Source organism: Oceanimonas marisflavi, assembly GCF_003049725.1.
Taxonomy (GTDB): Bacteria; Pseudomonadota; Gammaproteobacteria; order Enterobacterales; family Aeromonadaceae; genus Oceanimonas; species Oceanimonas marisflavi.
In genome coordinates this window covers 1-17,781 of record NZ_QAGM01000022.1, presented here as the reverse complement: position 1 = coordinate 17,781, position 17,781 = coordinate 1, and the positions used below count along the sequence as shown (strand labels likewise).

18 protein-coding genes are annotated in these 17,781 nt (G+C 57.4%); 4 read left to right on the top strand and 14 right to left on the bottom strand.

Features of this window, described 5'->3' with window-relative positions; genetic code table 11:
* Positions 1–198: 198 nt before the first annotated feature.
* Positions 199–1,452: a VpsR-related response regulator gene (locus DA373_RS13055; protein WP_107852748.1), complete on the top strand. Its 1,254-nt coding sequence runs from the start codon at positions 199–201 to the stop codon at positions 1,450–1,452.
* Positions 1,449–2,432 (top strand): transporter, encoded by a 984-nt coding sequence (locus DA373_RS13050; protein ID WP_107852747.1) that lies wholly within the window; start codon positions 1,449–1,451, stop codon positions 2,430–2,432. The genes DA373_RS13055 and DA373_RS13050 overlap by 4 nt, the downstream gene beginning before the upstream one ends.
* 61 nt (positions 2,433–2,493) lie before the next feature.
* Here the strand turns inward: DA373_RS13050 and DA373_RS13045 are convergent, their stop codons facing one another.
* The 6 genes from DA373_RS13045 to DA373_RS13020 all read right to left on the bottom strand — a co-directional run bounded on the left by DA373_RS13045 (position 2,494) and on the right by DA373_RS13020 (position 6,690).
* Positions 2,494–3,561 carry a c-type cytochrome gene (locus DA373_RS13045; protein ID WP_107852746.1) on the bottom strand — a complete coding sequence of 356 codons (1,068 nt, stop codon included), beginning with the start codon at positions 3,559–3,561 and terminating at the stop codon, positions 2,494–2,496.
* Between the two features lies 1 nt (position 3,562).
* A complete protein-coding gene (locus DA373_RS13040) occupies positions 3,563–4,177 on the bottom strand; it encodes a c-type cytochrome (protein WP_107852745.1) in 615 nt (204 codons plus the stop codon).
* Positions 4,178–4,309: 132 nt separating this feature from the next.
* On the bottom strand, positions 4,310–4,831 hold the full coding sequence (locus tag DA373_RS13035; RefSeq protein WP_107852744.1) for a M48 family metallopeptidase: 522 nt from the start codon (positions 4,829–4,831) through the stop codon (positions 4,310–4,312).
* A gap of 18 nt (positions 4,832–4,849) precedes the next feature.
* Positions 4,850–5,206 (bottom strand): metalloregulator ArsR/SmtB family transcription factor, encoded by a 357-nt coding sequence (locus tag DA373_RS13030; RefSeq protein WP_107852743.1) that lies wholly within the window; start codon positions 5,204–5,206, stop codon positions 4,850–4,852.
* On the bottom strand, positions 5,200–5,613 hold the full coding sequence (locus DA373_RS13025) for an arsenate-mycothiol transferase ArsC (RefSeq protein ID WP_107852742.1): 414 nt from the start codon (positions 5,611–5,613) through the stop codon (positions 5,200–5,202). The genes DA373_RS13030 and DA373_RS13025 overlap by 7 nt, the downstream gene beginning before the upstream one ends.
* 96 nt (positions 5,614–5,709) lie before the next feature.
* A complete protein-coding gene (locus tag DA373_RS13020) occupies positions 5,710–6,690 on the bottom strand; it encodes an NAD(P)/FAD-dependent oxidoreductase (RefSeq protein ID WP_107852741.1) in 981 nt (326 codons plus the stop codon).
* A 208-nt stretch (positions 6,691–6,898) separates the two neighbouring features.
* Between DA373_RS13020 and DA373_RS13015 the strand changes: the two genes are divergently transcribed.
* Entirely contained in the window at positions 6,899–7,894 is a 996-nt protein-coding gene (locus DA373_RS13015; protein ID WP_107852740.1) for a sensor domain-containing diguanylate cyclase, read from the top strand.
* A gap of 10 nt (positions 7,895–7,904) precedes the next feature.
* Here the strand turns inward: DA373_RS13015 and DA373_RS13010 are convergent, their stop codons facing one another.
* The 3 genes from DA373_RS13010 to ytfE form a co-directional block, all read right to left on the bottom strand.
* A complete protein-coding gene (locus DA373_RS13010; RefSeq protein ID WP_107852739.1) occupies positions 7,905–8,786 on the bottom strand; it encodes a pirin family protein in 882 nt (293 codons plus the stop codon).
* Between the two features lie 121 nt (positions 8,787–8,907).
* Complete coding sequence (locus DA373_RS13005) at positions 8,908–11,208, bottom strand: nitric-oxide reductase large subunit (RefSeq protein WP_107852738.1); 2,301 nt, start codon at positions 11,206–11,208, stop codon at positions 8,908–8,910.
* The gene (gene ytfE / locus DA373_RS13000; RefSeq protein WP_107852737.1) at positions 11,201–11,878 is read right to left on the bottom strand and encodes an iron-sulfur cluster repair protein YtfE; all 678 of its coding nucleotides are present in this window, start codon (positions 11,876–11,878) and stop codon (positions 11,201–11,203) included. The genes DA373_RS13005 and ytfE overlap by 8 nt, the downstream gene beginning before the upstream one ends.
* Positions 11,879–12,034: 156 nt before the next feature.
* Between ytfE and norR the strand changes: the two genes are divergently transcribed.
* The gene (gene norR / locus DA373_RS12995) at positions 12,035–13,567 is read left to right on the top strand and encodes a nitric oxide reductase transcriptional regulator NorR (protein WP_107852736.1); all 1,533 of its coding nucleotides are present in this window, start codon (positions 12,035–12,037) and stop codon (positions 13,565–13,567) included.
* Positions 13,568–13,719: 152 nt separating this feature from the next.
* Here norR and DA373_RS12990 read toward each other — a convergent pair whose 3' ends face one another.
* The 5 genes from DA373_RS12990 to DA373_RS12970 form a co-directional block, all read right to left on the bottom strand.
* The gene (locus DA373_RS12990) at positions 13,720–14,850 is read right to left on the bottom strand and encodes an HNH endonuclease family protein (protein ID WP_107852735.1); all 1,131 of its coding nucleotides are present in this window, start codon (positions 14,848–14,850) and stop codon (positions 13,720–13,722) included.
* Complete coding sequence (locus DA373_RS12985; RefSeq protein WP_107852734.1) at positions 14,847–15,941, bottom strand: adenine-specific methyltransferase EcoRI family protein; 1,095 nt, start codon at positions 15,939–15,941, stop codon at positions 14,847–14,849. Before DA373_RS12985 ends, DA373_RS12990 begins: the two co-directional genes overlap by 4 nt.
* A 452-nt stretch (positions 15,942–16,393) precedes the next feature.
* Positions 16,394–16,813 carry a PGPGW domain-containing protein gene (locus DA373_RS12980; protein WP_107852733.1) on the bottom strand — a complete coding sequence of 140 codons (420 nt, stop codon included), beginning with the start codon at positions 16,811–16,813 and terminating at the stop codon, positions 16,394–16,396.
* Between the two features lie 143 nt (positions 16,814–16,956).
* The gene (locus DA373_RS12975; protein WP_107852258.1) at positions 16,957–17,475 is read right to left on the bottom strand and encodes an IS630 family transposase; all 519 of its coding nucleotides are present in this window, start codon (positions 17,473–17,475) and stop codon (positions 16,957–16,959) included.
* Between the two features lie 4 nt (positions 17,476–17,479).
* Positions 17,480–17,781 (bottom strand): helix-turn-helix domain-containing protein (locus DA373_RS12970; RefSeq protein ID WP_198650314.1); only part of this gene is annotated, 302 nt, incomplete at its 5' end.

Sequence of the window (17,781 nt, the reverse complement as noted above, 5' to 3'; positions counted from 1 at the left end):
AATACTCCTCATTGGTTAAATCTCATACGAATCCTTTCTGTTATTTAGAATGGATTTAAAGCTGTCTTGTTGTGATTTTTATCTAACTATTTCAATGCGTTGTGTTTGTTTTTGTTTGTTTTTTGGTCTGTCTTGGTCGTGCTTTCCTTTCTGTTCTATAGTGATGAACACAACAGGATGATCATTGTGGTGGTGTGAATGATCTTGAATAGGGAGATTTTGCTTGTTCAGAGTTCTTGTGCGCCTGCCTGTTTAAGCGGTCTTGGAGATGAACAGTGTCATTGGTCGTTAATACGATATTCCAACCTGGAGGCGGCGGCCGGTTATCTGGATAACACAGATGCACTGATTGCTATTATTGATGCAGGTCAGGCGGAGGTGCCCGCAGTAGAGGTGGAGCACTTTTTAAATCGTTATGCAGGTGTTGCCTGGATTGCCTTATTATCCAAAGAGCAGTTGGAGAAAATAGAGTGGCAACGTTTCATTGCCCGTTATTGTTATGATTTTCATACTGTTCCGGTAGTCAAAGAACGGCTTTTGATTACATTGGGAAGAGCTTATGGCATGAATAAGCTGAAAGATATGCTGACCATCCCTTTTCAAAAGGGGGAAGTACTTGGCAAGAGTGAGTTTTTCAAGGAATCTTTAAGGAAAATATATGAGTTTAAAAATGGCATTCTTACCCTTGCAGGAGAGCGTGGAGTAGGCAAGCATTTTCTGGCGAAGAAGTGGGCGGAACTTTATGACATTACTATTGTTGATATGTGTCCAAGTCAAAAGCCATTAAGTGGTAACTTGCTTTTTGGGAATAATGATCTCCCTGTTTCATCAGAAAGGAAGGTTGCTTTTCTTATAGATTGTATTAACAGCCTGCCCAAAACTTGGCAAAACGAATTCTGTCAGGCTTTTTTGGGTGGTGGAATAATGTCTGAGGTGGTTTTTTTAAATGAGCTTACTGGTGAAGAAACAAGTGAGCCAGACAGGTTGATACCTGAGATGAAAGCTCTGCTGAGCAAAAACAGAGTTGTTTTGCCGCCGCTAAGAGAACGGGGGCAGGATAAAATTATTCTTGCCAGGTACTTCCTTAATAGTGTCAGCTCAAAGTGGGATAAAAGCATTCTTGGGTTTACTTCCGATACAGAGCTGGTGCTGATGAACTATGGCTGGCCGGGAAACATAAATGAGCTTGCTGAACGGATTATGATTGGAGTTTCACGCTGCGAAAATCATTATTTAAGTGCGGAAATGATGGGGCTTGATAATGACGCAGTGATTGCCAATGGTAATGATCTCAGCTTAAAAAAGGCAAGAGAGGAAGCGGAAGCTCTGGCAATAAAAAGGGTGCTGAATATGGTGCCGGGAAAAACAGAAAGAGCAGCCGAGCTGCTGTGCATATCAAGATCGTCGTTGCACCGGTTGATAGCAAGGTATGGAATAAGGAGAGAATCATGAAAAAAGGGATTATTTGTACCGGCTTGTTGCTTTCCATGGTAGCGACCGTTCAGGCACAGGATAAACAGGTAGTAGATTCCATCGCCAACACGCTGGAGTCGCGCGGTCTGCTTACTCCAAAAGGCAGTTTTGAACTGGAACCTTCCATCAGTTACTCCCAGAATACGTCTAACCGCATATCCATTCTGGGGTATTCAGTATTGCCAGCGCTGGTGGTCGGCCTGATTGAAGCCGAAGATGCGGATCAGGCAACTTTTACAGCGGCACTGGCAGGTCGTTATGGTCTGACCAACCGGATTGAGCTGGAGCTCAGGGTGCCCTGGGTATATCGCTATGACACAATTACCAAGCGTGAGGTAAATGTGGGCCAGGGAGGCGCGCAAAGATTTTCCTCCGAGGGGGCTGCTCTGGGTGATATTGAAGGAGCCATTCGTTATCAATGGAATCTGGAGTCGGCACCCTTCTGGATAGGTAGTGTCAGGTTTAAATCGGATACCGGTGAGTCGCCTTTTGACAATGAACTGAACACGCAGGGTATTTTCAAAGATCCTCCCACCGGCTCGGGATCCTGGTCCATTGAGCCCAGCATGACGCTGATTTATCCCACCGATCCGGCCGTGCTTTTTGGCACGGCCGGTTATACCTGGAATCTGGGTGATGATGCAAAAAGGGACCTGGATGAAAATCCAAGCAATAATCCCGATAAATTCAATCTGGGCAACAGCTTTTTTCTGGGCATGGGCATGGGCTTTGCGGTCAACGACCGGCTGTCATTCAGTCTGGGGGTAAACCACAGAACCGTGTTTAAATCCAGTATCAATGGCAACAAGGTGGGCGAGATGCTGCAGATAGACAGCCTGTCTACCGGTTTTGGCCTGGCGCTGACTGAGAGAACCTCCCTTAATATGAACCTGCAGGCGGGTCTGACCGAAGATGCGCCGGATGTCGAGGTTTCCTTTAGCCTGCCGATTTCCTTCTGAGTTATTCTGTTCACATAAAAAGGGCCGCAATTGCGGCCCTTTCATTAGTAGCTGTTATTCATCATGGCTTGTTCGGATGGTTGGGGTAGCTGGCGGTACCCAGTACGCTGCCGTTTACTTCCTTGCCATACTGGCTGAAGCCGCCGTGGAACTTCTCCACGGTTTCTTCCAGTGAGCCGTGGTTGCGCGGATCCTGCGGGCGCTCGTGGGAGTCGAGGTACATGGCCACGTCCCAGGCCTGCTGATCGGTCAGCTTGCCCGGCTGCCCCAGGGGCATGTTTTGCTTGATAAAGTAGGCGGCGGTGTTTACCCGCTGCATGCCGGCGCCCCAGTTATAGGTTTCCGGGCCCCACAACGGCGGGAACACGTAACGGTCATTGACCTTCTGACCCTCGCCACTGGCGCCGTGGCAGACAGCGCACTCCTGCTCATAGACCTGCTTGCCCCGGGCAAAGGCGGGGGCCTGCTCCGGCTCGGCCAGTTTGGGATAACCCCGGCCCGGGGTGCTGGGTTCGGTGCTGCCGTCCGCGTCCAGATAGGCCTGCATAAAGGGGAAGTCATCACGCTTGCCGCCCTTGAGCAGGTCTTCATCGCTGGGAATTTCCATTTTGGCCGGATCGAACTGCTCGCCGGTCAGGGTGCCTTGGGCCAGCCAGTAGGCGTAGGCGGAGAGATCCACCAGCACCGGATCCATATGGCCGGGCGGTGTGCCGTTCATGGAATACAGGAAGCAGCCCTGGATACGCTCTTCATAACTGTTGATGCGGTCATTTTTTTTGCGGTAGGCGGGGTAGCTCATATAGGCGGCCCACAGCGGTGCGGCGTTTTCCTTTTTGCCTCCGTCCATATGGCAGTTCACACAGTTGAGGCCGTTGCCTACAAACTCGGGGGCCATGGACTGGGAGTTCACAAAGTAGTTGTAGCCCCGTACCACTTTTTCACCAAACTCGCCCTCGGGCAGTTTGTCCCAGCCGGGAGGAACGGGATATTCACCGGCAGCCTGGCCAACGGGAAGCTCTTCCTGAATGGCCAGCTTGTCAACGTGGGCGGCCTGGGCCGAGCCCTGGGCGTGGGCCATGCCGGTAAGGACCAGAGACAGGCCCAGAGTGATGGCGGAAATTCTGATCATGTTACTGGCCTCCCTGGCTGGCGAAATAGCTGGCTACGGCGGAAATATCCTCCTCGCTCAGGCGCTTGGCGATGGGCGCCATCAGACCGTGAGCGCCAGGAGCACGACTGCCGCTTTGCCAGGCCTTGAGCTGGCTTGTAATGTAGTCGGCATGCTGGCCGGCCAGGCGCGGGAATACCTCACCCACCCCCACGCCTTCCGGGCCATGGCAGGACACACAGCTGGGAATGTCACGCTGCCAGTCACCCTGGTAGGCCAGCTTTTCGCCCGCCAGCATATCCTGCGGTGCCGGCTTTTCACCACGAAAGGCCGGTTCTTCCGGCAGGTTGACCGGCAGGCTGGCAAACCACTGGCTGACGGCTTCGATGCCGGCGTTGTCCAGCATCATGGCCATGGGTTTCATGATGGCGTTGTCGCGTGCGCCACTTTGAAAATGGCGCAGTTGTTCCGCCAGATAGGGGGCCGGCATGCCGGCAATGGAGGGCGCCACATTGGCCATGCCGAGACCATTGGCCTGATGGCAGCTGATACAGGTGGCGGCCTGCGGTGGCATGTCTGCCAGCGCCGGGGCAGCGGCGGCGGTCAGCAAGGCTCCCAGTAGTACGGTTCTGGTCATTTGTTATTATCCTCGTCTGGAGGTAAGGTCACTCGGGGCTAATTCTAGAGCCCGGTGCCAGAGTCAGATATACGTATTTCCCACATAAAAAACAGGTTCTTTGTTGTTTTTAAAAGGAAAAACAATAAAGCATCACTCATTCGAGTCGTTTACATCATGCCCCTGGCCTCGATCCCGCCAAAGCAGCCACAAACGGGTATCCAATTCCAGCTGGTGATAGTGGGGCTCCATGTGACAACATAGCTGATAGAAGGCCTTGTTGTGCTCCTTCTCCCGAAAGTGGGCCAGTTCATGCACCACTATCATGCGCAGAAACTCCGGCGGTCCTTCGCGAAACAGGGCGGCTACCGTGATGCGATTGCGGGTTTTCAGCTTGCTGCCCTGCAAATGAGCCTGATAGGTGTGCAGACCCAGCGCCTGTTTAACCACGTTCAGCTTGCTGTCGTAGCGCACCTGACTGAGCGGCGCCGCCTTTTTCAGGTAGCGGTTTTTTAGTTCGCTCACATAGTCATACAGTGCCTTGTCGCTCTGCACTGAATGAGACTGAGGATATTTTCGTTCCAGATAAAGGCCAAGACGGCCGTTGGCCAGTAACTCTGCTGCCTGTTGTTGCAGGCTTTCCGGGTAACCGGCCAGGTAATTGAGCGGGCGCAATGATGATCTCCGCCTGTATCAGCAGCACAAGCTGCGACGCTCGGGACGGTTGCCCATGTGAGCCAGCCTTGCCAGCGCCGGGGCTATGTAGTCCTGATAATGGGTATGGGTGTGTTGCAGCAGGCCTCGCGCTGCAGGATCCAGAGACGGTGACAGCCGGTAATACACCCACTGGCCATCACGGCGGTCGGCCAGCAGACCAGCCTGGCGCAACAGCGCCAGATGACGGGAGATCTTGGGCTGGGTTTCGTTCAGGGCGTGGGTCATTTCGCACACGCACACTTCACCTTCGGCCATGATCAGCAACACCAGCTGCAGCCGGGTGTCGTCGGCCAGCGCCTTGAACAGGGAAAGAGGGGCAGTGGCGCTTACCACAGACTTTTTTCCTGCCGGTCCTGCACCAGCACCAGCAGCTTGATGCGTTCGTAAATTTCCTGAACCACTTTATTGGCGTCGGCCTGGGAGCAGCAGGGCGCATCGTTGAAATGCCAGGTCATAAAGCGATCACCGGGCACGGCGGCGGCGGCAGCCTCGGCCTGCTCGCACAGGCTGATGACAATATCGAAATACTCACCTTCGATCGCGTCCAGCCCCTTGCAGCTCAGGCCCTCGGTATTGACACCCAGTTTGCACAGAGCGGCCAGGGCGTTGGCGTCGGTTTCGGCAGGCTGCACGCCGGCGCTCATTACCCGGTAGCGGTCGGCCGCCAGATGATTGAGCAGCGCCTCGGCAATGGGTGAACACACGGCATTGCTGTGGCAGACAAAAAGCACGGAAGTCATGGCGAAGTCTGTCTCCTGATGAATGCGCTCATCTTATATACGGACTTTCGCATGTCAACGCCGCTGTCACGCTGCTGTCATATTTTGAGTGCCGGGTCAGAGCAACTGTCGCAGCCGGGCGGCCAGCCGGTGGCCGCTGCTAAAGGCCGCTTCCACCCGGCCGCCCAGGCACCAGTCGCCGCAGGCTGCCAGTTTGCGCTCGGCGTCCAGCACATAGCCCACGGGGTCGTTTTCCACCTCCGTGGCCAGAGCGTAGCGCCAGCGGTGCAGTTGCGCCTCCTGCACCGCCTGGGGGCTGACGCCGGTCAGCGCGCAGAATTCTGCGGTGAGGGTGTGTTTCACCTGCTCCTGATCGTCTTCCAGGTGCGCACCGGCCCAGTCGGCGGTGCTGTGGGCCACCACGGCGCCCAGGTTGCGGTTCCGTCCCGGCAGACGGTGGTTAAAGGCAATCCAGCGCAGGGGCGAGTCGTTGACCTGAGCCGCATCCCACACCGGCAGATCCTGATCGTCCACTTTCAGCATCAGGGCGTAGCAGGGCTGCATGTCAAAACCGGCCCAGGTGTCGGCAGCCAGGGGCAGCAGCGCCTCGGTTTGCGGCAGCGGCGCCGAGCTGATCACCCAGTCAAATTCCCCCAGGCATTTGCCCTGATCATCAAACAGCCGCCATTGGCCGTTTTGCTGCTCCAGGGTTTCCACCCGGGTTTGCAGCGTAATATTCAGCCCCGGACTCATGGCCTTGAGCAGGCCGTTCATGCCCGGCGCCGCCACATAGTGAGGCTCGAACCAGGGCCGCTTGTAGGGAGCCTGATCCGGGCTCAGGGTGGTGATATTGGGCTGCCATTCCACCACGGCGCCAGTTTCAATAAAAGGCTTGAGCAGGGCCTTGAAGGCGCGGGAGCGGGCGGTAAAAAACTGGGCGCCGTGATCCCAGCGGTGCTGGTCGCGGCGGCGGGTGGACATGCGTCCGCCCAGGCCCCGGGCCTTTTCAAACAGGGTGATCTCGGCGTGCGCTCTCAGCTCCCGGGCCAGGGTCAGACCGGCCAGGCCGGCGCCGATAATGGCGATGCTTGGTTTCATTTTTATCCTTGCCTTGAGTTTGCCGGTAAGTAACGAAGTATTTTGAGACCGAAGCAAGCGGGATTTCATTTCAGCAGACGTGATAGTCTCTCCTGTTTACAGAACGAAGCATTACAATGAAACCTTGATTCGCCCACAAAACGATGAGCATGGATATTCCGGCATGGGGCAGGCTGCCGATCTGCTCCACCCCAGGTGAGACGTACAGATGAACAGGATCCCTTCAATTGAACTGCTCAGGCTGCAGGCGGAAAACGAACGGTTAAAGCGCATTGCCGCCGACGCCCGGGAAAAACTGGAAGCGGCCATGGACGGCACCGGACTGTGCGTGTGGCAGCTGCATGTGCCCAGCGGCAAGCTGATTATCTTTAATCGGCGCTGGGGCTCCATGCTGGGGTTTCAGCCCAAAGAGCTGGAAGCCAGCTTTGAGGTATGGAAAGCCCACCTGCACCCGGAAGACCGGGAAGAGGTGCTCAACAATTTTTACGATCATCTCCATGGCCGTACTCCCTTTTACGAAGTGCAGCACCGCATGGTAGCCAAAAACGGCACCGTCACCTGGGTGCAGGACAGAGGAAGGGTGGTGGAATGGGATGATCAGGGCCGGCCGCTCAGAGTGATGGGCACCCATATCGACATCACCCAGGAGAAGGAATATGAACTGGCGCTGTCGCGCCTGGCCCACAAGGATCCGCTCACCGGCCTGCTTAATCGCAGCGGCCTGATCGCACGCTTCAAGGCCCTCAAAACCGAGGGCGAGCTGACCCTCTGTTTTATCGACCTCGACGACTTCAAGCAGGTGAACGACACCCTGGGCCACCGCGCCGGCGACAGGCTGCTGGTGCAGTTTACCGAGCGGCTGCACCACTTGTGCCCGCCGGAAGTGGTGCTGGGGCGTCTGGGGGGCGACGAGTTCGTGCTGCTGCTGCCCTGGTCATTACATCAGGCCCGCACTCAGGAGCTGGGGCAGGCCTGTATCGACTGTCTGGATGCGCCCTTTGAGCTGGACAACGGTGAGGCCTGTGTGGGCATGAGCATGGGCATTGAAGCCGTGCGAGAGCGCGACGATTTTGCCGATGTCATGGCCCGGGCCGATGCCGCCATGTATCAGGTAAAACGCGCCGGCAAGCACGGCATGGCGGTGAACACAGCGCCTTTGGCCGGCCATATTGGTGTGACCGAGCGCCAGCGCCACGCCGGCTGACGTCGCCCTGTTATTTCAGACCGGCAGGCAGGGGCGGAGCCGTCATGGGCTCGCCGTCAAAGCCCTTTACCGTGCCAAAACGGGGGCTGCCCGCCTGCCAGTCGGCCAGGGCTTCGGCAATCTCGGCCTCGCTGTGGCCCACCAGATTCCACCAGATATAAATGTGCTCCTTGAGCGGCTCGCCGCCCAGCAACAGCACCCGGGTGCTTTCTTCCAGGCTGAGCTCAAGGCGGTCTTGCGCCGTCCCCACATAGACCAGCTCATTGGGGCCGGTCCACTCACCGTCCAGCTCCATACCGCCTTCCAGCACCAGCAGGCCGTATTCAAACTCCGGCCGTAGCGCCAGAGTCAGGGTGGTGGACTGACGGGCGTGCAAATCCAGCCCCACCAGAGGGGAAAACAACAGCGTCGGCGCCTTGTGACCGGCGTATTCGCCCGCCAGCAGGGTAAAACATACGCCCCGTTGCGACCACATGGGCAGCCGGGGGTAATGATCAAAGCGGGGCGGCGTGTGCCGGTCGGCGTGGGGCAGGGCAATCCACAACTGGGCCGCGTGCAGTTCACGCTCGCCGGCCACCGACTCTTCGCTGTGGGCAATGCCGTGGCCGGCAGTCATCAGGTTCACCTGGCCGGGCTGAATGATCTGCTCGTGGCCCAGGCTGTCCCGGTGCAGCACCCGGCCCCTGAGCATCCAGGTAAAGGTTTGCAGACCGATGTGGGGATGGGGGCCGACCCGCAGGCCCGGCTCGTCGGCGGCAAAGTGTGAGGGGCCGGCATGATCGAGAAAACACCAGGCACCAATCAGCCGGCGCTGGCGCACCGGCAGCGAACGTGCCACCGGAATGCCGCCCACGTCCGCCATGCGGGCGGGAAACCGCTCAAAGCAACTCATCGTGACTCCTTGAATAACGTGAATGCGCCTTTGTTGAGCATAGCGCCAAGGGTCGATAAAGGCGGCGGGCACAAAAAAGACCCCGCCAGGCGGGGCCAAACCAGACTAACAACCTCCAGAATTACTTTGACATCAGCTCGGGTACGTCACATTCCTGAGGTTCAATGGCCAGGTTGGTGGCCTGGCCGGCAGGCTGGCGCAGGCCGATAATCACCTGCCAGGTCACCGCCAGGGCGCCGATGATAAACACCACGTCTCCAAAGGTGCGCACCCAGCGCAGGGTTTGCAGCAGGCCCTGCTGCATAAAGCTCTCGCTGCGGGCATACCAGAGGCCCTCGCTGGCGCTGGCCACGAACTGAATGATGCCCACCGGCAGCACGCTGGTAAACAGCATCAGCACCAGGCCACCGTTCATCCACCAGAAGGCGGTTTTCATCAGCGACTCGTTAAACACCATGTTGGGGCGAATGTAGCGCAGCACCAGCAGGGCAAAGCCCAGGGCCAGGAAGCCATACACACCGAACAGGGCCGCGTGGGCGTGGGTGGCCGTGGTGTTCAGACCCTGAATGTAATAGAGCGCGACCGGGGGGTTGATCATAAAGCCCAGCACACCGGCGCCCAGCATGTTCCAGAATGCCACCGCCACAAAGAACATCAGCGGCCATTTCACATTTTCCATCCAGGGCGCGCTGTTCTTCAGGCGCCAGTTTTCCCAGGCCTCGTAACCTAGCACTATCAGGGGCACCACTTCCAGGGCGCTGAAGGTGGCGCCCACCGCCATCACCGGAGTGGTGGTGCCGGAGAAGTACAGGTGGTGGAAGGTACCGGGAATACCACCCAGCATAAACAGTGAGGCCGAGGCCAGACTGGCGGTGGTGGCCGCCTTGCGCGATACCAGGCCCATGCTGCAGAAGATAAAGGCCAGGGCGGTGGTGGCGAACACTTCAAAGAAGCCTTCCACCCACAGGTGCACAATCCACCAGCGCCAGAACTCCATCACTGAAATGTGGGTGCGTTCGCCGTAGAAGAAACCGGCGCCGTAAAACAGGCCAATGGCGGCGCAGGAGGCGGTAAGCAGGGCCAGCAGGTTGCGGTCGCCGGGCTGGCGCAGCGCCGGCACCACGCCGCGCAGCATCAGCACCAGCCACAGTACGATGCCGGTAAACTTGCCAATCTGCCACAGCCGGCCCAGATCCACGTATTCATAACCCTGGTGACCCAGCCAGAAGTTGAGGTTGGCGGGCATGACTTGAGCAATGGCCAGATAGTTGCCGGCAAAGCTGCCCACCACCACGGCCACCAGTGCCCAGAACAGTACGTTTACGCCCAGCGCCTGGTATTTGGGATCCTTGCCGCCGTTGATGATGGGGGCGAGGAACAGGCCGGCAGCAAGAAAGCCGGTGGCAATCCAGAACAGGGCACTCTGAATGTGCCAGGTGCGCAGCAGCGAATAGGGGAACCACTTCGACAGCTCCACTCCGTAGAAATGCTGGCCTTCCACTGTGTAGTGGGCAGTAGCACCACCCAGCAGCACCTGAAAGGTAAACAGCGCCACCACCAGGAATACGTATTTGCCCAGCGCCTTTTGTGACGGGGTCAGTTTAAAGCTGGTGAGCGGATCCCTAGCTGGGGCCTTGGGCTCGGCTTCCTCTTCCTTGCGCAGGAACGACCAGGCCCAGACCAGGCCACCCACGCCGGCGATCAGCAGCACCACGCTGACGATGGACCAGACGATGTTCTCGGCGGTGGGCTTGTTGTCGATCAGCGGCTCGTGGGGCCAGTTGTTGGTATAGGTGGCCTCGCTGCCGGGGCGCTCGGTAGCGGCGGCCCAGGCGGTCCAGAAGAAGAAGTTGGTCATGTCGGCCCGGCGCTCGGCGCTCGGCAGGGTGTTCTCCTTCATGGCAAAGCTTTGGCGAGTGCCCTGCAGCGCCGGATCGTCGCTGAACAGCTTGTCATAGTAGGCGGCGGTGTCGGCCATGGCCTGGGCACGGCGCTCGGAGACGACCAGTACATCGGCCTCGGCATCATAGCCGTTGCTGCGGTACTCCTGCTTCAGCCGGTGTTGCAGCACGGCCTGCTGCTCGCCGTCGAGGTTGGCGTAGCCGGTGCCGAACTCTTCCTGTGCGGCCGAATCCAGCCAGGCCATCAGCTCCCGGTGCAGCCAGTCGGCGGTCCAGTCCGGCGCCTGGTAGGCACCGTGGCCCCAGATAGAGCCCAGTTGCATGCCACCTACCGACTGCCAGGCGGTCTGGCCGTCGAGAATGCCATCGTGGGTGGTGAGCAGGGTGCCGCTTTCGGTGACCACCTGAGCGGGAATGGGGGGAGCCACCCGGTACACTTCGCGGCCAAAATAGCCAAGAACGGAAAAGGTAATGCCGAGGATCACGATGAGCAGGATCCACAGGCGACGATAATTAGCCATGCTGCACCTCCTGGCGCTGAGCAGAGTTGAACAGAATGTTGTTTTCCAGATGAATGTGCTGCATCAGATCATTTTGCAGCTCGTTAATGCCGGTATAAAGTGCCTGCCAGCTGGCGCAGGCCCCGGCAGGTAGGGAAAAGTCGTGGGTAAGCCGGGCCAGCCGGGCCAGAGCCTCGCCGTGGTCGTCGTGCTCCATGCGCATCACGCTGATCGGCCCTTGAGCCGGGGCAAACAGGCCACGGCGCAGCATGGGGAACAGAACCTGCTCCTCCTTCTGCATATGGCTTTCCAGCTCCTGGCTCATGGCTTCCAGGTGCTCCGCCAGCCCGGCAGGGCAGAGCGGATTGTCTTCGTGTACAGTTTCCACCCGGTGGGCCAGTTGCACCAGTTCGGGCAGTTGCAGGCGATGTACCTGGTGGTAGCGGGCAAGAAGATGATCAATCAGCGCATCGGTCCCGGCCTCGGCCCAGTTGATGTCGCTTTCGTTACGGGCCGGCAGGGATTCCAGCCGGGCGATCACCTCGGCGGCGTCCAGACCCCGCTCCGCCAGCGCCTCGCTCAGCAGGGTGTGGCCACCGCAGCAATAATCCAGCCGGTAATGATGAAATACCCGGGTGGCCCCCGGAATATCCCTGGCCAGTGCGCCCAGGGAGTGGTTGAGCAGACTCATGATGTGGCTCCTTGTTCATGGTATTCTTGCTCCATAAGCTGCAATCAATGTGCCACTTTTTAAGTTTATGATTTTTAAGGTTTATTATTATTTTGTGGTATTTTTTACCCTTTTCGATTAGGGTGAATAAAACCCTGTTATGGTGAAATTAACCCTATGTTGTATGATCTTTTGCTGGCGGATCTGGCCGCCGAGCTGCCCAGTGCCGTGCGCCTGCAGAGCCTGGTGCGCCTGCTGCGGGAGCATTTTGGTTGCGGCGCCGTCTGCCTGTTGCGGCTGCAGGATGGTGTGCTCAGCCCGGTGGCGGTAGACGGCCTGGTACGCGAGGCGCTGGGACGGCGTTTTGTGGTGGCCCAGCACCCCAGGCTGGCGGCCATTCTGGCCAGCCGCGGCACCGTGGCCTTTGCTCCCGACTCCCCCCTGCCAGACCCCTACGACGGCCTGCTGGAACATCATGTGGGCGAGGCGCTGCCGGTGCATGACTGCATGGGCATCAGCCTGTATGTGAACGGTGAACAATGGGGCGCCCTGACCCTGGACGCGCTCACCGCCGGCACCTTTGATCAGGACGCACGGGATCAGCTGCAACGGCTGGCGCTCACCGCCGCCGCCGCGGTGCGCATGACCCGGCTGGAGCAGGATATCCGTGGCCTGCGCCTGGCCCGGCAGGACGCACCAGCGCCACTCAGCGAACGGCTGGAAGGGGAGATACTGGGGCAGAGCACCGGGCTGAAGCGGCTGCTGCACGAGCTGGATGTGGTGGCCGACTCGGATCTGCCGGTGCTGCTCACCGGGGAAACCGGGGTGGGCAAGGATCTGTTTGCCCGCCGGCTGCATCAGCATTCGCCCCGGCGGGATCGGCCACTGGTACAGGTGAACTGCGCCGCCCTGCCGGAATCCCTGGCCGAAAGCGAACTGTTCGGCCACGTAAAGGGCGCCTTTTCCGGTGCTGGCAATGACCGGCCCGGTCGCTTTGAAGCCGCCGACGGCGGTACCCTGTTTCTGGATGAAGTGGGGGAGCTGCCGCTGGGCATTCAGGCCAAGCTGCTGCGGGCGCTGCAAAACGGGGAAATTCAGCGGCTGGGGGAAGACGCGCCGCGCAAGGTCAATGTGCGGGTGATTGCCGCCACCAACCGCCAGTTGCACGACAGCGTGCGCGATGGCCATTTCCGGGCCGATCTCTATCACCGGCTGTCGGTGTATCCGGTGCCGATACCGCCTTTGCGCGAGCGGGAAGGGGATGTGCTGGTGCTGGCCGGCCATTTTCTGGAGCTGAACCGGGGCCGGCTGGGCCTGCGCAGTCTGCGGCTGTCGCCCGCCGCCGAACAGGCCCTGTGCGCCTACGCCTGGCCCGGCAACGTGCGCGAGCTGGAGCATGTGATCAGCCGCGCCGCCATCAAGGCCCTGAGCCGTGGCGCCAACCGCGCCGATATCATCACCCTGGAGCCGGAGCTGCTGGATCTCGCCGGCGACATGCCATTAACCAAACCTGCTCAGGCAGAAAGCAAGCCCGTGCCGGTGGCACCCAACCCGCTGACCAGCCTGCAACAGACCACCAATCAGGCCCAGCAACAGGCCATTAAACAAGCACTGGCCGCCACCGAACACAACTGGGCCGCCGCCGCGCGATTGCTGGAAGTAGACCCCAGCAACCTGCATAAACTGGCTAAGAGGTTGGGGATGAAGTGAAGTTTTTTTGGGGAAAAGGCCCGCTGCGGGAGCAGCGGGGGGAGGGGGCACAGACCGGTGTGAAGGAGCAGACTTTGCTCACCCTGAGAGTATAAGTCTGCTGACTGATGCCTTGGCATTTCTTCGCTTTTGAAGTGTTCTAGGCTGACGAGTTACAAGCCGCTCTTGTCGCGATTACAAGTAATGCAGAGCATCTGGCAGTTCTCGGCGATAGTTTTGCCACCCTTGGACCAAGGGGTGATGTGGTCGCCTTGCATATCAGCAAGCTCGAAAAGGCGGTTACCATCCTCGTTACCGGCAGTTTTACACTTGGCTCCGTTGGCACATTTTCGGTTCTGGGCCTCGTAGGCGGTACGCTTCATGCGGTCGTCGAACTGGCGGATGCTCAGTTGCCGCTCTTCACCGGTGAGCACATAGGTGTAGATCCCCTTTTTATTGGTTACGTCGGGATCCTGCATCAACTCGGCGATACGCTTCTCTAGAGCAGCCGGATCGTAAGGTTCATCCTTAAACTGGTCATAGAGCGGTCCCCATTCGACCGCCTTCATCTCCTTCTTTCGGTAGGTCGTAAAGGTTTGCTGCACCCACCAGATGATGTTCTGGAAGTAGGTCCACAGTTCGTTGGCAGTGGCATCGTGCTGGTGGTCCGACATGTAGTGTTCGATCTTGCCCTCTGATCTCCACTTTAGAGCCTTCTCCAGTAGCTCCTGACGGATTGGTGAGCCGGGGACGTACTTGCTGGCCAGACCGTAGGCCGGGCCGCTGGACTTGCTGAAGATAGATTTGGCGTGGGTCAGCCAAGGGCCGGTGTAGACGGCATTGCGCAGCTCTTGGTCGGTAAGCTTCTCTCCGGCGATATTGATTGTGCGGAACCAGTCGAGCTTTTCAGTCTCGTTACCTTCGCAAACGTAAACCATCAGTTCGTAGTCGAGAATTGCGTCTTTCTGCGACTGATTGAGATTGTGGAAGGCCATCGGGTGGCCGTCGATCATGATCGAGAAATCGCCGGCGACATATTGGCAGAACGATATCGTCCGCTGCTGACCATCAAGGACTTCGTAAGATCCATCCTCGTTAAGAGCCCAGTAGATGACGTTGAGCGGGAAACCACGGCGGATGGTATCCAGGACTGCGCCACGTTTCTTCTCATCGTATACAAACTCGCGCTGGTACTTGGGTCTGATGTTAAGCTTGCCGTCGTAGCCGATCACGCCCTGTTCGTCGTTATCGACGAAGTTCTCACTGACGTCGCGGACGGTCACTCTTTTTAGCTCTATTTTCATGATGTAGCTCCAATCCGTTGGATGACAACTCGTTCGTACAAGCGTCGGTGAGTTCCGTCGCCATTGGGGACGTAGAACCTAATTCCTCCAGCCTGGTAAGTACCTTTCTCTGCAACCTCCGACATTGGTTTACCGAGCCATTTGCTGTTTCCGATGATCTTGAATTGTTCTGGGTTGTACTTATCCAAGAATGTTATTGGCACTCCCATCTCGCCGTCATAGTCCATAGGAATTTCCGCTACCTTCGATACTTCGATTGCCGGGTAGTTCGTGTAGGTCGGATACTCCTCAGGGGTGTATCGCTTGAATAAGGTCAGAGGCTCGTGACGCTTGGTGGTATCGAGGTTTGTGAACCAGTAGGCCCGACCCATGCTGAAGTATTTGACGCCATCAACAATCTTCTTGCGCGATTCTGTTTTGATCTCGTAGTCATCGGGGACCCGAAACCATTTAGTACCGCCGTTGTTGTAACCAAACCAGAGGTTGTCAGCCATAATCTGCTCGAAGACCTCTCGGTAGGTGATGAAATTTTGGTCACCGATAACTAAGAACTGTTTTTTGCTTTCAGCAATCAGCGGGATGAAATCGCGTATCAGGCTCCAGGGTGGATTCGTTACGATGATGTCAGCCTCGTCCAGCAGAGCGACGCACTCAGGACTGCGAAAGTCACCATCACCTTCCAGTGGAGTGACCGCATTGGAGTCGTGGCGCAGGAGATGCTCAACATCGAGGAGATCGATAGCGCCATCGGCGTTGAGATCAGGTACTTCTGTAATCTCGACTTTGTAGACGTCGCGTACAGATCGAGTGGCGCGCAGCCCTTCAACATCGAAGAGGGGCAGTTGTTTGCCGGTGATAGGCGAACCTGCATAGCTGGTGGATATGAGCTTCTTCAGACCGAGGTGATTGAAGTTCATGGCGAAGTACTTGAAGAAGTTGCTCTCAAACGGGTCGTCGCAGTTGCACAGCACGACCTTGCCCTGAAACTGGGAACGGTAGTGCCTCAGTTCGTCCTCTATATCTGTAAGTTGGGTGTAGAACTCATCTGCCGAGTTCCGGTTTCTCGCGCTAAGCGCCTTATTACCTGCCATTCGTGTAGAGTCCTTCTTCGCCTACAGTTGAATAAAAACGACCGGCCGACTTCGATAACTCTCGGCCTGAATTTAGCAATGGCGGAAAAATGAATCCCATCGCCCCATCCTATTTCCCCTCGCATTTCAGCGAAGAACACAAAGTAAATCTTTATGCCCCTTTACGGTGTGGGTTGTCATAGAACTATTGTTCGGGTCCAGAGGGCTACCGTTCGGGTGTTTCATGTCGCTAATCCCAGCCACGACTGTGTTCAAACGCGTCTATTTTGGCCGCTGGGTTGGATAAGGGCAATTGCAAAAGGCGGGATTCAGGATGCAAAACGCTCGGCCGGTGATTTTCTAATCATAAGGGGGTAAGAGATTTCCTTGCACTGTCGCCAGAAGTGCGTGCCGGCCGGCGAAACATTGAGGGGAAGGCGAGAGGCGGAAAGCGAAGAAGCACGTTCTGATACTTAACCATCAAACCTTAACGGCGGCCGTCCGGCCCTTTTGCGCAGCCAGTTCACGGCATTGCGCACCGAGGGCACCCTGAACAGCCGGCGTTCCAGCCGGTATTTTCCCGGAAAGTTCAGCAGTACCATGGCGATCAGTATGGTCAGCAGCCCTTGCCCCGGTAACACCAGCATGGCGATGCCCATCAGCAGAAACACCAGCCCCAGCAGGTTTTTCAGGATCAGCAGCAGCCAGCGCAGCAGCGGATTCCGTCTGGCCCAGGGCACCCGGTGGCGGTATTCATCGCAAAAGTAATTTACCGGAATGCGCACCACCAGCCAGGGGATCAGCAGCAGGGAGCCGATAAAGCACACCAGGCTGGAGATGCCCAGTGCCCATAGCAGGGTTGGGTTGCTGAATAATTGAAGAAGTTCATCCACGTATCGGTTGCTCTTTAACGTAAACATGCCCGTTGAATGGTGCCATTATGCGTGAAAAGAGCACGGATTAAAGGCACAAAAAAAACGGCGGCCAAGTGGCGCGCCGGTACTGTTGTTGCGACTACTGACCTAATTATTACTGATTAATATATTGGCGAAGCCTTCATCAATTTCGTTACAAAACTGCGCTGCCGTTTTAGCCACTTCGTTTTCTGCTCCAACCATTGCCGTAAGGCCAAGCCGTCTTTGAAGGCCAGGTTCGCACGTTGCCGTTTGAGCCAACTCCATAGCGCTTCTGCCGGGTTCAGCTCCGGGGCGTACGGTGGCAACGCTTCCAGCGACAAACGCTGCTGAACCTCAGGCATCGATAACCAGGATTTAACGGCCTTGCTTCTATGCACGGGAGCGTTATCCCAGATGACCCGTAGCTTACCAGGCCAGTAACGAAGCAGTTTCTTCAAAAACTCGACCACGGTCTCACCGGTCACATGCTCGGTCGTCCAGCTAAAATACGTTCGTCCTTCGGGAGAAACGGCGCCCGTGACCATAAAGCGGGGTGTTTGCCCTCGCTTGCCTTTTACAACCGGCGTCTGTCCTATCGGAGCGAAGGTCTTGGCATGATGCGAGCACAGGTGAAAGCTGGACTCATCAATGAATACCAAGGTTTCATCCTGTTCCTTCGCCTGTTTTTTTTAACGCCGGCCAGATCTGCTGCTGCCAATGGGTAATGGCGGTCTCATCACGCCGAATGTCACGGCGTTTCGGTTTCTGCCAGGACCATCCCCAGCGTCGCAGCAACTTGCTCATGTGTGACTGGCTGTACTGAATCTTGGTCAGAGTAGCAATGGCATCGGCGATCCGCTGTGTCGTCCAGCGCTGATCTTCATAGCCAAAGCCTTCTGGGCCCAACTCTTCCAATGCTTTCAGGATCAGCGGGACAGCGGCGTCTGGCAGTTTGGGTGGATGGC

Coding starts and splice junctions, on each gene's coding strand:
- DA373_RS13055 (WP_107852748.1), top strand. CDS start 199: ATGATCTTGAATAGGGAGATTTTGCTTGTTCAGAGTTCTTGTGCGCCT.
- DA373_RS13050 (WP_107852747.1), top strand. CDS start 1,449: ATGAAAAAAGGGATTATTTGTACCGGCTTGTTGCTTTCCATGGTAGCG.
- DA373_RS13045 (WP_107852746.1), bottom strand. CDS start 3,561: ATGATCAGAATTTCCGCCATCACTCTGGGCCTGTCTCTGGTCCTTACC.
- DA373_RS13040 (WP_107852745.1), bottom strand. CDS start 4,177: ATGACCAGAACCGTACTACTGGGAGCCTTGCTGACCGCCGCCGCTGCC.
- DA373_RS13025 (WP_107852742.1), bottom strand. CDS start 5,613: ATGACTTCCGTGCTTTTTGTCTGCCACAGCAATGCCGTGTGTTCACCC.
- DA373_RS13020 (WP_107852741.1), bottom strand. CDS start 6,690: ATGAAACCAAGCATCGCCATTATCGGCGCCGGCCTGGCCGGTCTGACC.
- DA373_RS13015 (WP_107852740.1), top strand. CDS start 6,899: ATGAACAGGATCCCTTCAATTGAACTGCTCAGGCTGCAGGCGGAAAAC.
- DA373_RS13010 (WP_107852739.1), bottom strand. CDS start 8,786: ATGAGTTGCTTTGAGCGGTTTCCCGCCCGCATGGCGGACGTGGGCGGC.
- DA373_RS13005 (WP_107852738.1), bottom strand. CDS start 11,208: ATGGCTAATTATCGTCGCCTGTGGATCCTGCTCATCGTGATCCTCGGC.
- ytfE (WP_107852737.1), bottom strand. CDS start 11,878: ATGAGTCTGCTCAACCACTCCCTGGGCGCACTGGCCAGGGATATTCCG.
- norR (WP_107852736.1), top strand. CDS start 12,035: ATGTTGTATGATCTTTTGCTGGCGGATCTGGCCGCCGAGCTGCCCAGT.
- DA373_RS12990 (WP_107852735.1), bottom strand. CDS start 14,850: ATGAAAATAGAGCTAAAAAGAGTGACCGTCCGCGACGTCAGTGAGAAC.
- DA373_RS12985 (WP_107852734.1), bottom strand. CDS start 15,941: ATGGCAGGTAATAAGGCGCTTAGCGCGAGAAACCGGAACTCGGCAGAT.